This window comes from Acinetobacter sp. 102, from assembly GCF_037028485.1.
GTDB classification, from domain to species: Bacteria; Pseudomonadota; Gammaproteobacteria; order Pseudomonadales; family Moraxellaceae; genus Acinetobacter; species Acinetobacter higginsii.
This window is the reverse complement of the sequence record NZ_JAZEZK010000013.1, coordinates 16,970-31,103: the sequence shown is the minus strand read 5'-3', so window position 1 is coordinate 31,103 and position 14,134 is coordinate 16,970. Positions and strand designations below refer to the sequence as shown.

Annotated in this window: 17 protein-coding genes and 1 riboswitch; of the genes, 7 read left to right on the top strand and 10 right to left on the bottom strand. The window is 38.8% G+C overall.

The annotated features are described in order from the left end of the window. Window positions 1-152 precede the first annotated feature (152 nt). A complete protein-coding gene (locus tag WA352_RS13845) occupies window positions 153-635 on the top strand; it encodes a winged helix-turn-helix transcriptional regulator (RefSeq protein ID WP_336142942.1) in 483 nt (160 codons plus the stop codon). A 1-nt stretch (window position 636) separates the two neighbouring features. On the opposite strand, the gene WA352_RS13840 is transcribed toward WA352_RS13845, so the two are convergent. Further along, window positions 637-2,034, bottom strand: coding sequence for an aminotransferase-like domain-containing protein (locus tag WA352_RS13840; protein WP_033133052.1), 1,398 nt, complete (start codon window positions 2,032-2,034; stop codon window positions 637-639). 125 nt (window positions 2,035-2,159) lie between these two features. Between WA352_RS13840 and WA352_RS13835 the strand changes: the two genes are divergently transcribed. Then, window positions 2,160-3,023, top strand: coding sequence for a DMT family transporter (locus tag WA352_RS13835; protein ID WP_033133053.1), 864 nt, complete (start codon window positions 2,160-2,162; stop codon window positions 3,021-3,023). An 8-nt stretch (window positions 3,024-3,031) separates the two neighbouring features. On the opposite strand, the gene WA352_RS13830 is transcribed toward WA352_RS13835, so the two are convergent. Genes WA352_RS13830 through tusD form a run of 4 tightly spaced genes read right to left on the bottom strand, consistent with a single transcriptional unit; the run spans window position 3,032 to window position 4,429 of the window. Next, complete coding sequence (locus WA352_RS13830) at window positions 3,032-3,343, bottom strand: TusE/DsrC/DsvC family sulfur relay protein (RefSeq protein WP_336142940.1); 312 nt, start codon at window positions 3,341-3,343, stop codon at window positions 3,032-3,034. A gap of 38 nt (window positions 3,344-3,381) precedes the next feature. Further along, a complete protein-coding gene (locus tag WA352_RS13825; protein WP_033133054.1) occupies window positions 3,382-3,657 on the bottom strand; it encodes a hypothetical protein in 276 nt (91 codons plus the stop codon). Between the two features lie 9 nt (window positions 3,658-3,666). Next, a complete protein-coding gene (locus tag WA352_RS13820; protein ID WP_033133055.1) occupies window positions 3,667-4,017 on the bottom strand; it encodes a hypothetical protein in 351 nt (116 codons plus the stop codon). Between the two features lie 43 nt (window positions 4,018-4,060). After that, window positions 4,061-4,429 (bottom strand): sulfurtransferase complex subunit TusD, encoded by a 369-nt coding sequence (gene tusD / locus WA352_RS13815; RefSeq protein ID WP_005203370.1) that lies wholly within the window; start codon window positions 4,427-4,429, stop codon window positions 4,061-4,063. 66 nt (window positions 4,430-4,495) lie between these two features. On the opposite strand from tusD, the gene WA352_RS13810 reads away from it, so the two are divergent. Continuing rightward, complete coding sequence (locus WA352_RS13810) at window positions 4,496-5,503, top strand: NAD-dependent epimerase/dehydratase family protein (protein WP_336142938.1); 1,008 nt, start codon at window positions 4,496-4,498, stop codon at window positions 5,501-5,503. 115 nt (window positions 5,504-5,618) lie between these two features. Beyond that, a complete protein-coding gene (fumC, locus tag WA352_RS13805) occupies window positions 5,619-7,013 on the top strand; it encodes a class II fumarate hydratase (protein ID WP_033133056.1) in 1,395 nt (464 codons plus the stop codon). 78 nt (window positions 7,014-7,091) lie between these two features. On the opposite strand, the gene WA352_RS13800 is transcribed toward fumC, so the two are convergent. Continuing rightward, window positions 7,092-7,745, bottom strand: coding sequence for a hypothetical protein (locus WA352_RS13800; RefSeq protein ID WP_227505273.1), 654 nt, complete (start codon window positions 7,743-7,745; stop codon window positions 7,092-7,094). Window positions 7,746-8,259: 514 nt separating this feature from the next. Between WA352_RS13800 and WA352_RS13795 the strand changes: the two genes are divergently transcribed. Both WA352_RS13795 and WA352_RS13790 read left to right on the top strand, forming a co-directional pair. Then, window positions 8,260-8,751: a hypothetical protein gene (locus WA352_RS13795; RefSeq protein WP_004807438.1), complete on the top strand. Its 492-nt coding sequence runs from the start codon at window positions 8,260-8,262 to the stop codon at window positions 8,749-8,751. A 136-nt stretch (window positions 8,752-8,887) separates the two neighbouring features. After that, a riboswitch (glycine riboswitch) is annotated at window positions 8,888-8,977 on the top strand. Between the two features lie 179 nt (window positions 8,978-9,156). Next, a complete protein-coding gene (locus WA352_RS13790) occupies window positions 9,157-10,401 on the top strand; it encodes a D-amino acid dehydrogenase (protein WP_033133058.1) in 1,245 nt (414 codons plus the stop codon). A gap of 47 nt (window positions 10,402-10,448) precedes the next feature. On the opposite strand, the gene WA352_RS13785 is transcribed toward WA352_RS13790, so the two are convergent. Beyond that, the gene (locus tag WA352_RS13785) at window positions 10,449-11,096 is read right to left on the bottom strand and encodes an A1S_1983 family putative colistin resistance protein (RefSeq protein WP_005315780.1); all 648 of its coding nucleotides are present in this window, start codon (window positions 11,094-11,096) and stop codon (window positions 10,449-10,451) included. Window positions 11,097-11,194: 98 nt separating this feature from the next. Here WA352_RS13785 and ispF point away from each other — a divergent pair, with 98 nt between their 5' ends. Continuing rightward, window positions 11,195-11,686, top strand: a complete 492-nt coding sequence (ispF, locus tag WA352_RS13780) for a 2-C-methyl-D-erythritol 2,4-cyclodiphosphate synthase (RefSeq protein WP_004807433.1) — start codon at window positions 11,195-11,197, stop codon at window positions 11,684-11,686. On the opposite strand, the gene WA352_RS13775 is transcribed toward ispF, so the two are convergent. The 3 genes from WA352_RS13775 to WA352_RS13765 form a co-directional block, all read right to left on the bottom strand. Beyond that, window positions 11,674-12,198 carry a protein tyrosine phosphatase family protein gene (locus WA352_RS13775; RefSeq protein ID WP_005188959.1) on the bottom strand — a complete coding sequence of 175 codons (525 nt, stop codon included), beginning with the start codon at window positions 12,196-12,198 and terminating at the stop codon, window positions 11,674-11,676. The genes ispF and WA352_RS13775 overlap by 13 nt on opposite strands. A 145-nt stretch (window positions 12,199-12,343) precedes the next feature. Next, window positions 12,344-13,264, bottom strand: a complete 921-nt coding sequence (gene argF / locus WA352_RS13770) for an ornithine carbamoyltransferase (protein WP_004807430.1) — start codon at window positions 13,262-13,264, stop codon at window positions 12,344-12,346. 111 nt (window positions 13,265-13,375) lie between these two features. Continuing rightward, complete coding sequence (locus WA352_RS13765; protein ID WP_336142934.1) at window positions 13,376-14,017, bottom strand: TetR/AcrR family transcriptional regulator; 642 nt, start codon at window positions 14,015-14,017, stop codon at window positions 13,376-13,378. Window positions 14,018-14,134: the final 117 nt, after the last annotated feature.

Sequence of the window (14,134 nt, the reverse complement as noted above, 5' to 3'; positions counted from 1 at the left end):
TGAATATTGGTATTTTTAGCCAAGTGCCAATATTGCATCTGATGGATAAGGTGGTTTAGTGTATATTTTATATTGTTTAGTTTCTAAACATGACGGTTCAAGACATAGATGTCTTTTAAATAAAACTTTAAAAAAATGATTAGGTGATAATAATGAAATGGGACGAAATTGGCGACCAGCCATGTTCAGTGGCGAGGACGCTTTCAGTATTGGGTGATCGTTGGACAATGCTCATCTTACGTAACGCATTTATGGGTATACGCCGTTTTGATGATTTTCAGCGTAGTTTAGGACTGACACGTCATGTACTTTCAGAGCGTTTAAAGCGTTTGGTCGAGCATGGGATTTTGACTAAAGTGCCGTATGTTGATCGTCAAGAGCGTTTTGAATATCAATTGACAGACAAGGGTTTAGATCTCTATCCAATCATTCTCTCGATGGTGCAGTGGGCCGATAAATGGATGGATATGGGACTGGGCAAACCTGTTGAATTTACCCATAAAACCTGTGGCAGAAAAATCAACCCCAAAGTGGTGTGTTCTGAGTGTGATGAACCGATTCAAGCCAAAGATGTTCGTGTCGCGGCTGGACCCGGCTATTTCGCTTTTATCGAGCAAAAAAAGCTAAGTGCTTGATTTATAAATTTTGTCGTTCTGTCTCTTGTTGAATGGCATGAGATAGAACCTCAAAAACTTTGGGTTGCAGTGATTGCGCCACATTAAAACGAATAAAGTTTTTGAAATTTTGGCTCTGGCTAAATGCATTTCCTGGAGCCAAAATCACGCCATTGTCTAAGCAGCGCTGTGCAATACGTGCTGTATCGAAGTGGTGTGGTAATTCACACCATACAAATATCCCAGCAGTGGGTTTAACCCAGATGTTGATTTCTAGTTTCTCAAGTTGTTTGATTGTTGCATCCATTGCTTTAGACAAACGGACCTTTAATTCTTCTAGATATTTACGATAATTTCCATCAGTTAATGCAGCATACAAAATTTCTGAAGATAAATTACTCCCTCCAAAGCAAGTCGCGATTTTGATATCAGTTAAATCTTCAATCCATTCTGTTTTGGTTGCAATGTATCCTGTACGGACTGAGCCAGATAAAGTTTTTGAAAAACTGCCGATGTGAATGACACGAGATAAGCCATCCAAAGCTGCGAGACGAGGGGCACTATGCAATTCTAAATCTGCAAAAATATCATCTTCAATGACAATCAAATTAGATTGCTCAACCAGTTTTAACACCTGATAAGCCGTTGATGCCGTTAACACAGCACCAGTCGGGTTGTGAATGCCTGAGTTGGTAATGTAGAGGCGTGGATTGTAGTTTTGGATTGCCTGCGAAAATGCTTCAAGATCAGGTCCAGTCGGCGTATAAGGCACACCGATGATTTGTATCTGATGAACTTTGAGTAGGGCATGAAAGTTGAAATAACAGGGATCATCAACCAGAACTACATCGTTCGGTTTAAGAAAATAACGACAAATTAAATCGATCGCCTGCGTACCTGAATCTGTCAATAAGATCTGATTTGGACGCGCTTCAATGCCTTTGCTCAAGATTCTTCTTGAAAGTAATTCACGTAAAGGTGCTAGGCCTAAAGGTGTTGAGTAATCAGTCAAAATGTTGGAAGTGGCTTTAGATATCTTACGAATGGCTTTGCGGATATTTTCGTGTGGCATCCAGTCATCAGGTAACCAACCACATCCTGGTTTTAATACATCTGGCTTTGCTTCCAAAGCTTGTCTAGAAATCCAGAGTGGATCAATACTTCGATCAATCTTTGGATAGATTTCAGAGATAGACAAGGGTGCAAGTGGTCCTGCAACAAAAAAGCCCGATCCTGTTTTAGCTTCAATAATCCCTTGAGAGGCAAGACGTTCATAAGCTTCAACAATGGTTGAAACAGATAAATGCAGCAAGCCAGCTAAAGCGCGAACTGAAGGTAGACGAGAACCTGGCAGTAAAGAGCGGGTTTTGATTTGCTCCTGAATGTGCTGGATCACGAAATCAATTTTTGTACTTTTCATCTCGATCTATCTTTAAACTGTATGGGGTAGTAAGCCAATACGGTTATTTGGAATTGTACTGTACTGTGTATGGTGCTTAAACCATATCACAGTTTAAATTCTTCATATAGATTTGGAGAATTTAAATGAAAACTTTAAGTCGTGGTTGGATGAATGGTCTGATCGGTGTGATTATTTTTGCCGGTTCACTACCAGCCACACGCGTTGCGGTTATGGATTTTAGCCCTACCTTTTTAACTGCTGCTCGTGCCGCAATCGCGGGTCTTCTTGGTTTGGCCTTGATTTTATTATCACGTCAGCAATTACCAACACGAAAAGATTGGTTGCCATTATTTTATGTTGCGATTGGGGTTGTAGTTGGCTTTCCGTTATTTACAGCATTAGCACTTCAATATGTCAGTGCTGCACACACCATTGTCTTTGTAGGCTTATTGCCTTTGGCGACTGCTATTTTTGGTGTGCTACGAGGTGGAGAAAGACCGAATTTCGTATTTTGGTTATTCGCAGTTTTAGGTGCTTCACTGGTTTTTGGGTATATGTTAGTCCAAACAGGGAGTTGGGCCTTTAACTATGGTGATATTTTCATGTTATTGGCAATTATATTCTGTGGTTTTGGTTATGCCGAAGGCGGAAAACTCTCTAAACATTTGGGAGGGTGGCAGGTGATTTGCTGGGCATTGATTATTACATTGCCGATCATGCTGCTCATTTCATATCTCTATATGCCTATGAGCTTTGATCAAATTTCAACATCGGCAAAACTTGGTTTGGCCTATGTGTCTTTATTTAGTATGCTGATTGGTTTTTTCTTTTGGTATAAGGGCTTGGCACAAGGTGGGATTGCAACTGTTGGGCAACTCCAGCTGTTGCAACCGATCTTTGGTTTGGCGATTGCCGCAGTCTTATTACATGAACAAGTAAGTCCTGCCATGTTTGGCGTCACGATTGCAGTAATTGCCTGTGTTGCTTGTGCCAAGAAATTTGCGTAAATAAAAAATTATAAACAATTTGCAGGTTTAGGTACGCCAGCTAAACGACTTAAATGTCGAGCGACTAAACCTGTATTAAATTTCTGCTGTAATGCTGCATTATCAATTTCAGGACTGAAGGTTTTCATTAAAAACTTAATCAGCGGACGTGTTGCAGGTGAATGTCCAAATTGCTGATAAAACTGGCGTACTGCATAAAGAATCTCAAAATGCCAGTCGGTTAACTGCAAATCTAAAGACTTCGCTAATTCTTGTGCAACGTCTTGATTCCAAATGGTGTAATCAACTAAATGGCCGTCTTGGTCTAACTCTAACTGCATAAAATAGCCTAACAAATTTAAAATGAATTGAAGATGTCTTATTTCAAAGAAACACAACGTTTGAATTTTAGAGTTAAATCCGCAAATTGTGCATAATCGATCGCTTGAATCCGAGATTTAATTTCATCATCAAGTAAGTTGTGCTCATTTGTTAAACAATAAATGTTGTAATAAGTTGCTGTAATCGCGCTAGGTATTTGAATTGCTGCATTACCCATAATCACAATATAGTCATCAGATTGTGCCATTTTAATTAAATCCGACCAAATTTGATCAGCATTAGATTGCACGAGGAACAGTGTTGTTGCTTGCATGGAGTGGCCTTACCAGTACATTATATGATCAAATGATTGAATGAATTCAGAACAGAGATCAACAAATTCAATTTCCTGTTCTGTATTTTTAACAGCGTTAAGTTCTTGATTTTTTGATTCAATTAAAATTGGGGTTAAATCATAGAACTCAAAACTTTCAACCAAGTTGGATGCAATTTTAAACTCGTGTAAAAGTTGATCAAATTCTAATTTATTATCCAATAAGTTAATTGCTGCACATTTTAATAATACTTTGACAGAAATACCAAAGGTTGCTAAAACCATAGTAGCGGACAAGCTTTCATTGATTTGCAAACTTGTTAAGTTAGGTTGAGTTAGAATGACGAGTACAGATTTCACACAATTTACCTTTTCAAAGCAACACGCTAGTAAAGAACTTTAATTAAAATTGAATTAAACGAGAACAGCTTTGTACTGCGTCAGCAAGTTCTCCGAGACCCACAAGTTCAAAGCCATTGGCTAAGTTGTGATGTTGAAGTGAATGACGTTTTGCATTGTCCGCATCAGTGATACCCCGAGCAAGGGCAGCACTGACACAGACAGGGAGTCGGATGCCAAGCTTTTGCCATTCTTGTTTTAAGTTGCGTTGATCATCGGGAAACCACTGTAAGTCATTCGCAACCTGAACACCATCTTGGTAAAAGAAGACACGAACTTCTTCATCCTTATTTTGAAGCGCTTGAGCTAGACCAAAAGCATGCCAAGCCATAATCGACGTAGGAGAGGAAGTAATTAGCAATAGTGTGCTCATGGAATATTCACTATGGTCATAATTGGCAAAAAATGATGGACAGATATAAAGGAAGGTAAGTATACAATGATTTTGCTGACAGGTGGTTTAGGCTTTATTGGTTCACATATTGCTTTGAGCCTTTTGGCTCACGGGCAAGAAATCGTCATTGTGGATAATTTAGCCAATTCGACCTTACAAACTTTAGAACGTTTAGAATATATCTCAGGAATGTATATTCCATTTGCGAAACTTGATGTTCGAAATACACCTGCACTTAATAAAGTTTTTGAACAATATTCCATCGACACTGTGATTCATACTGCCAGTTTTAAATCATTAGAAGAATCTACTTTAAAACCTCTTGAATATTATAATGACAATGTTAGCAGCATTATGAGCCTGTTAAGAGCCATGCAACGCATGGGGGTGAGACAGTTAATCAATTTGTCCAGTCTGGCGGTTTATGGGCAATCAAGTACTGAGCTTAAGGAAGAGACTGAATTTAATTATAAATATTCGAACCCTTATGTTCGATCTCAGCAAATGGTTGAAGATATTATTGCAGATACTTATCATGTCGATCCCGAGTGGAGGATTGTAAATCTGAGGTTGTCCAATATTGTTGGTGCATTTGAGCATGGTGTGTTAGGTGAGTTTGTCACTCAATTGCCTAAGAATATCGTGCCATTAGCTTTACAAGTTGCTGCTATGCAGCGTGAATGTATTGAATTGCAGAATCAGGCCGCAACTACTGATGGAACTGTTGAGAGAAGCTTTCTGCATGTTTTAGATGCATGTGATGCCATTTTAATGACTCTAAATTGGTTAAGTACGCAGAACAACTGTATGGAGTCATTCAACATCGCACATTCACAACTGACCTCAATTCAAAACTTATTAAATGAAATTGAGAAAGTGACTCAGGCGAAAGTGCATGTTCAGCCCGCAGTATTTCAGCATGATGAGATTGCACAATTAGGTGCAATAATTGATAAGGCAGGGAAGATTCTTAACTGGTCACCAAAACGACCTTTAGCACAGATGATTGAAGATGAATGGCGCTTTTATCTGAATACCTTAAAAGGCAATTAGGATAATGATTATTATTTACAATTATATCTGCTTTGATTAGGATAACGGCAACTAGCCAAAGCATCACTTTGCTTCAGCCCGTGAGAACTTTAACCAAATAGAGTAGAGGTTGTTTATGCAAATGCGAATTGAACACGACACAATGGGTGACATTGAGGTCCCGAATGAAGCCTTATGGGGTGCGCAAACGCAACGAAGTTTACAAAACTTTAAGATTGGTCAAGAACGCTTGCCACGTGCCATGATTCGAGCAATGGGTTTGGTGAAAAAAGCTGCTGCCATTACCAATGCTGAATTAAAACAACTTCCTGAAGATTTAAGCCAATATATCGTTGGTGCTGCTGAAGAGGTAATTGCTGGACAATGGGATGCACAATTTCCATTGGTGGTTTGGCAAACTGGTTCAGGTACGCAAAGCAATATGAACTGTAATGAAGTGATTGCCAATATCGCCAATCAGAAATTAGGTCAAGTATTGGGTGCACAAAAACCAGTTCATCCGAATGATCATGTCAATCGTGCACAATCAACCAATGACTCATTCCCAACTGCAATCCATGTGGCTGCAAGTATTCAAATTAATGAATTACTCATTCCAGCCGTTGCGAAGCTAAAAGATACATTACAGCGTAAGTCAGAAGAATTTGATGATATCGTCAAAATTGGCCGTACCCATTTACAAGATGCGACACCTTTGACCTTGGGCCAAGAATTTAGTGGTTATGTTTCACAATTAGAGCATGGTTTGAAGCGTTTACAACAAGCACTGTCTGGTTTATATGAATTGCCTTTAGGTGGGACAGCGGTTGGTACTGGATTAAATGCACATCCAGATTATGCGGTTAAAGCAGCGGAGCAATTAGCTGAATTAACCGGTCTGCCATTCGTGACAGCACCGAATAAATTTGAAGCGTTGGCTGGTCGTGATGCTGCTGTGTTTGCATCAGGTGCATTAAAAACACTTGCTGCAAGCTTAAATAAAATCGCCAATGATATTCGTTGGTTGGCAAGTGGCCCTCGCTGCGGATTTGGTGAAATTCGTATTCCAGAAAATGAACCTGGTTCAAGTATCATGCCAGGTAAAGTTAATCCGACCCAAAGCGAAGCGATGACCATGGTTGTTGCTCAAGTTTTAGGGAATGACACCACAATTAATATAGCGGGTGCTTCAGGTAACTTTGAGCTCAATGTATTTATGCCCGTGATTGCTTATAACTTACTGCAATCGATTCAATTGTTGGGCGATGCTTGCAATAGCTTTAACGATCACTGTGCAGTGGGTATTGAACCGAATCGTGACAAGATCGATCATTTCTTGCATAACTCATTGATGTTGGTCACTGCATTGAATCCTGTGATTGGCTATGAAAACTCTGCCAAAGTTGCGAAAACGGCTTATAAGGAAAATAAAACCTTAAAGCAGGTCGCGGTTGAACTTGGTTTAGTGACTGCTGAACAATTTGATGAGGTGGTGAAACCTGAAAATATGGTGTCACCGAATAGTAAGTAAGCTTGATTCCTGAATAAGAAATCCCTCTTTAATAGAGGGATTTCTTTATAAAATAGAGATATCAAGTACTGTAGTTGGTCAGGATCTATGATGTGTACAAATAAGGAAATCCAAGTACTGATACCAGCGACTAAATGCTTTAAAGACTTGTTTTATGGATTGAGTTGCAATTTCACTTTCATATGTTGAGAAGGTTAGCTGATCTATGATTTTTTCTTCAGCTCCAATGGTATGACCTGTTTCTTTATGATAATGGATGTCTCCACAATAACTTAACTGGTAATTAGAATGTTGGGTGATATCTCTCAATTTTGAAAAGATGATATGACCTGTAATCTCGATTGCTTCGATAATTGCAAGTCGAATATTGGCTGGTTGGTTGTGAACTAGATGGACTAACTCGAAAAAAAGGATTTGGTTTTCTTCATTTTCTTTTGACCATAATTTTTTTAAAGTTGTCGTAAATTTTTCAGGAAGATCATAGCTTAGTTTTTCTAAATCATGCACATACCAAATCCAATGTTCGGCATCTTCTGCTGCATGTATGTTTACGAGATTTTCCAATTCATTTGTTGGCGCTTTAAATGGCAATACATATTTATTAAAGTCACCAAAATTCATAACGAAATGGGCGATAAAAGGTAGAAATACAAGTTTATTTTTTAATGAGATGGATGTGCTGTCTAATGTATCTAATAGTTTTGATTTATCTAAGACTATACGTTCAGACATTATCAATTCTTTGATCTTAATCACTTTGATTAACTCCTACAAAGCCTATTCAGAACGGACATAAGGTAATCAGTAAATGATGTCCGTTGTTTTAAAGCCTATTGAATTAATAGATATTTCACATGTTTTTTTATCTTCAAAAAGCTGTGAAATGAGTAATTTTGAACTGACCTGCATGGTCAGTTCTATTATTCCAAAGGTAGAGAACGGATAGCAAACTTTTATGTATCTGCTACACGATGATGATGTAAATAATTATTCTCCATGATGTGGTAGGCAGTTGGTTAAGGTCAAAGATCTCTCTTTGACTATGTTTTATGCTTGAGATTATGATTTTGTAGGAGCTACTTAATGTGTAGAGGAAAGTCTTTAGAGCGAAACTAACATTGAATAAATTGTCATAATTGTTAGAATGATCATCTCCTTCTGTTTTTATCTTTTTTGTTTTGCCAAAACTGTGCAGAGCTGAAATTAACTTTATATAAAACAGTATTTTACCTTAGGATTTTTTTTGATGCTCTCTATCTATTTAACAGATACCCAAACCAACATCCAATTTTCTGATCTTCCGAATGAAAATCCTGTTAAGTTTCTGTTGAATTTAAAGAAAATCTTTCCTAGCACTGCAGATTTATTATTGCCCGTACTACCTGAAGACAGTAATTTAGACAATGTGACATGGGAAGCAACATCAAAAGACTTTGAGACTTTTAAAAAATTATTGGAAGGCTGGGGCATTATCGAGCTACGTTTAAGTGCGATCACCACCTATAAAGACAAAAACTTTGCCAATGAACTGGTAAAAAAAGCGCAAGTTAGACGTAAGCAAATAACCCAAAGTCAGCCGCAATTATCACTCATTGCTTTGGATTATGTGTTGATGCATGAAATTCATGCGCTGATTGATGCTGAACTAGTCATGATTGGGGAGAAATTCTATTTACCAACGTTACGCGAACTCTGGAAAGGTCAGTTCCCAGAACAAATTTTGCAATGTAAATTTTAATATTTGAAAGCAGACTTAGAGTCTGCTTTTTTATGGCTTAAGTAACTTGAAATAGAACACTTCTTCGCCTACAAACAATTACAAGAATTTAGTGTCGGTATTTTTAGGCGGCATATATATTGCTTATAAGGATATAAATATTATTGCGGGAGAGAAGTTCTTCAATGAACTCGCCGAAGGAGCAACGACCCCGGAAACTCTCAGGCAGAAGGACTGTAATAATAGAAATACAATCTGGAGAGCAGTGCTCAACTTGTAGAAATTAACAACTTTTTTCTTCTATGATAAACACTCACCGAAGGGGAAGGCTCAATGATTAATTGGTAATCATCTGCCGAAACTCTCAGGTACCATGACAGATGGGGCTATGCATTAAGAAATGTTATGCATTTCTAGGAGTTTGCTATGCCACATGTTGTTGTCATTGGTGCGGGGATTACGGGTGTAACGTCTGCTTATGAATTAAATAAATTAGGTTATGAAGTGACGGTGATCGATCGTCATCTCTTTCCAGCCATGGAAACGTCTTTTGCCAATGGCGGACAGTTGTCTGCCTGTAACGCCGAGGTTTGGAATCAAAAGGCAACCGTACTTAAAGGTATTAAATGGATGAGTAAAAAGGATGCACCTTTATTGCTCAATCCATCCTTTAGTGCACATAAATATCGCTGGTTGATCGAATTCTTAACGCATATTAAAAATTATAAAGCCAATACCATTGAGACTGTACGTTTGGCACTTTTGGCGAGACAACGCTTGTTTGAGATTGCAGAAAAAGAAAGTATTTCGTTTGACTTGGAAAAGCGTGGCATTTTACATATGTATCACACCAAGGAAGACTATGAGATTGCCAAAAAGGTCAATGATGTGTTGGTTGAAGGAAAACTTGAACGAAATGCGATTACACCTGACGAAATGAGAGCCATTGAACCTACGCTAACAGGTGATTATTTTGGGGGATATTACACGGCTGGGGATGCAACAGGAGATATTCATAAATTCTCTGTTGGCTTGGCTGAAAAAACTCAGCAAAATGGTGTGAAATATCGTTTTGGCTTAGATGTTGTTGATGTCAAATTTACGCAAGACAAAGCGATTGTTCACTGTAAAAACAGTTCCGAAAATGTCAATCCAAGTGCGGATGGAATCACGGAAATTATTGCCGATTTAGTTTTGGTTTGTGGTGGTGTAGGAAGCTACCAATTAGCCGACATGCTCGGTGATAGTGTGAATGTCTATCCAGTCAAAGGCTATTCAATTACGGTGCAGCTGAAAGATGAGCGTAGTGTAAAAAATGCGCCATGGGTGAGCTTACTTGATGAAAGTGCCAAGATTGTGACCTCTCGCCTCGGTGCTGATCGTTTACGTATCGCGGGTACAGCTGAGTTTAATGGATATAACCGAGATATTCGTGCAGATCGTATTCAGCCTTTAATTAATTGGGTCAACCAAAACTTTGATATTTCGACTGAGCATGTTGTGCCATGGGCCGGTTTGCGTCCAATGATGCCGAATATGCTGCCTGTGGTAAAACAGGGTAAGCAACCACGAGTGTTTTATAACACTGGACATGGACATTTGGGCTGGACTTTATCTGCGGCAACAGCGGTATTGATTAGCCAAGAAATTGCTGAAAAATTCCCAAACTGAAGCAAAAAAGCCGATGTGAAAACATCGGCTTTTAAATGTTAAGACCACTAATCGTACAGGCGGTAGATCCCTGTAAATCTGCCGCAATCTTTCTGCGTAGATTTAATAATCAATAAGGCTTTTTGAAAATCAAACTGATACTGGCATTTTTTTTCATTATCAATGATTTGGCCTTTTTGTTCAGGCGTACTATATGCCAATAAAGACAAGGTTTGAGTTTCTAGACGATTATTGGGATTGCGGTATGCCGTGCCTTCTATTTTGAGTTTATCCTTATCCAACTGATGGATCTGTAAATGCACCGGTTGAGCTGCTAGTTTACCGTGTTCATATTTCAAATAATGCTGTGTCAAGGTTTGGTTCATTGAGGTATAAAAATTCAAATCATCCAAACGTGCATCAAATTGCTGCTGATAACAGCTTTTGCTTTTACATTGCTGTACTTGATTCAGCCACAAGGTTTGGGTGTCATGTAATAACTGTAATGGAGCATCGGTCACCAAATAAGCGGTTAAAAACTTGGCATTGAGCTTCAGACGCTGCTCTTTATATTGCTTAGCGCAGATTTTTTGCGCTTCCAAATCCTTGCTCGTACAGTCAATTGATTCCGCATAGGCAAATGTTGAGCAAAAACAACTCAATGTGATGATGTAGCCAGATTTCTTTAATTGATTTCTTACAGTGTTAAACAGCATAATCACTTATACTTTCAGTCTAATTTGCTCAACGTACTATAGCGAAATAGAAAGCCTGAATACAAGATTTGTTCGGTATATTGTAAAAGGAAAATCATATGGTTGCTCAAATTCGGATTGGACAAGGGATGGATGTACATGCGTTCGAAGAAGGTGATTTTGTTACTTTGGCGGGTGTTCAAATTCCACATACGCATGGTTTAAAGGCACATTCGGATGGGGATGTGGTATTACATGCGCTGAGTGATGCCTTGTTGGGCGCGTTGGCACTCGGTGATATTGGTCAGCATTTTCCAGATACAGACCCTGAATATAAAGGTGCAGATAGTCGCTTGTTACTCAAACATGTTTATCAATTGATTTTGGATCGTGGCTATCAGCTGAATAATGCAGACATCACGGTTGCTTGCGAACGTCCTAAATTAGCGAAGCATAATCTAGAGATGCGCCAAAGCATTGCAGATGTGTTAGATGTTGATGTGACTCAAATCAGTATTAAAGCCACAACAACTGAGAAATTGGGATTTACTGGTCGCCAAGAAGGGATCTTGGCAACGGCAACGGTGTTAATTTCGCATCAAGCAAAGTGATTGCTGTTAATTAATGATTGTTCTAGTTCTTGTGTTGCTTTACGGCCTTGTAGTTGTAAAGTAATGCTATGAATTAAGCCTGTCCAAGTTTCGTTCGGTTCCCAAATTTGGTGTAAAAGTTCTTGGGCGGTGGGTAGGTCGATATTCATATAGAATTGGCGATAGAGATACATCAAACTACTGACACGCATATTGTCATCGCAATGTAACCAAATGATCTCGTTTTGAACTAGATGATCAATGAGATCCAAAACAAAAAGACATTGTTCAGAGCAAGGCACATCCCAGCCGATTGGAATATGAATGTAGTTTAAACCCAAGTCTAAACAAATTTGATCTTGCTCAGATAGATGGTTATCTGATTTGCTGGTCGCAAGATTAATGACAGTACTGCAACCATATTCTTTGATCTGTTGCAGTTGCTCAGCAGTCGGTTGAGCAGAGCTAAACAGATGTTCATGCACCAAAGAAAAGCTTGGTATTTGAGATAGGGCTTGTTCAAGTGAAGTCATAACGTCCGCTGTGTATTGAGTGAAGTTCTCATATCATGAGAAACTTAATCTAATGGGCTTGTCTTACTATAAGTGTTTTTATTTCAGTGTTCAATTTAGAACGCACAAATAAAAACAGCATCGAATGATGCTGTTTTTTTTAAACTTAGTCTTTTTTCAGATTCTCATTCAGTAAGAATTCCATCAACGCTTTTTGTGCATGCAAACGGTTTTCTGCTTCATCCCAAACCACAGCATTTTTGTGGTCTAACATGTGTTCAGAAATTTCTTCACCACGGTGTGCGGGCAAGCAGTGCATGAATAAGCAATCAGGGTGTGCCAAGTCCATAAGTTTTTCATTGACTTGGAAATCTGAGAATGCTTTTTCACGTAACTTCTGTTCTTCTTCCTGACCCATGCTAGCCCAGACATCAGTTACGATAAGATCTGCATTGACAGCTGCATCTTCAGCCTTATTAAAGACTTCTACGCAATCAGCAAACTCAGTGAGGAATCTTGCTTGTGGCTCATAACCTTCAGGCGATGCGATTTTAAGCTTAAAGCCCATCATATGTGCCGCTTCAATATATGAGTTACACATATTGTTGCCATCACCAATCCACGCTACGGTTTTACCTTCAATGCTGCCACGGTGTTCTTGGAAGGTTTGCAAATCAGCAAGTAACTGGCAAGGGTGGTGATCATCCGTCAGACCATTAATGACAGGTACGGTCGAGTAAGATGCAAAACGCTCTACAATATCGTGACCGAAAGTACGGATCATCACGATATCCAGCATGCTCGAAATGACACGAGCAGAATCTTCAATCGGTTCACCACGCCCTAATTGCGTGTCGCGTGGTGAAAGAAAAATTGCGTTACCACCAAATTGGCAAATACCTGCTTCAAAAGAAATACGCGTACGTGTGCTCGATTTCTCGAAAATCATTCCCAAAACTTTACCAGCAAAAGGTTGATAGACCGTATTGCTATGTTGCATGCGTTTAAGTTCTTGTGCGCGATCTAAAATACGCTGCAATTCTAAAGAGGATAGGTCTCGTAAAGTAAGAAAATGCCGAAGCGCCATATTTGCTCCCCCAATAATTATTGAATAAAAACAATAATTAAGTGATGATTAATGGGTGTAGAAAAAAAGGAATTGAATACTATACTATACGCGTAAAAAAAAGCAAAAGAATTAGACCTTTTGGTGGGCTTTTAAAAACAAATCTACAGAATAGTTAATATAATCAATGGTTTCTTCATCATCGGCTGGTACGTCTAAGCCCATTAAGTTGCGCCACTTGACATCGCGTAAAATGCCAAAATACATGGTCGAAGAGAATTTTGGTTTCGTACAATAAATCTCGCCGCTGTTATGGGCATACTCAAGTGCAAAAGCAATAGTATTTTGAATATTGAGTGCACATTGATCATAGAAATAATGAGCGAGCTGTGCATCTTTTTGAGTTTGCTCGGTAAACATCCGCATGAAAGCGATATTTTCAGGTTGAATAATGTGGTGATAAAAACGTTGAAGGGTTTGTGTGAGGTAGCTTCTTAAATCAGGTTTTTCAGGCGTATAAGGAAAACAAACACCTTTAAAGAAAACTTCTCTGCGATAATCGCAAATCGCTGTGAATAGACCTTCTTTATTGCCAAAATATTTATAAATAGATGTTTTTGAACCACCAGCATGATTGACGATATCATCCAAAGAGACTGCCTCATAACCTTTTTCTAGGAATAAATCGGTTGCGCACAATAATAGTGCGAGACGACGTTCTTCTCCGCGGCGAGTTTGAGGTTTAGCACAGCTTGGATAGCAAATATCAGACATTATCTACTTTGGGGTGGTTGGGGTTGATTCTAGTATAACAAAAACCATATCCATTGTATGGTTATGGAATTGATGAGTGTTTCAAAATTTCTCAATCCAAATGAAAAAGCGAGTAAC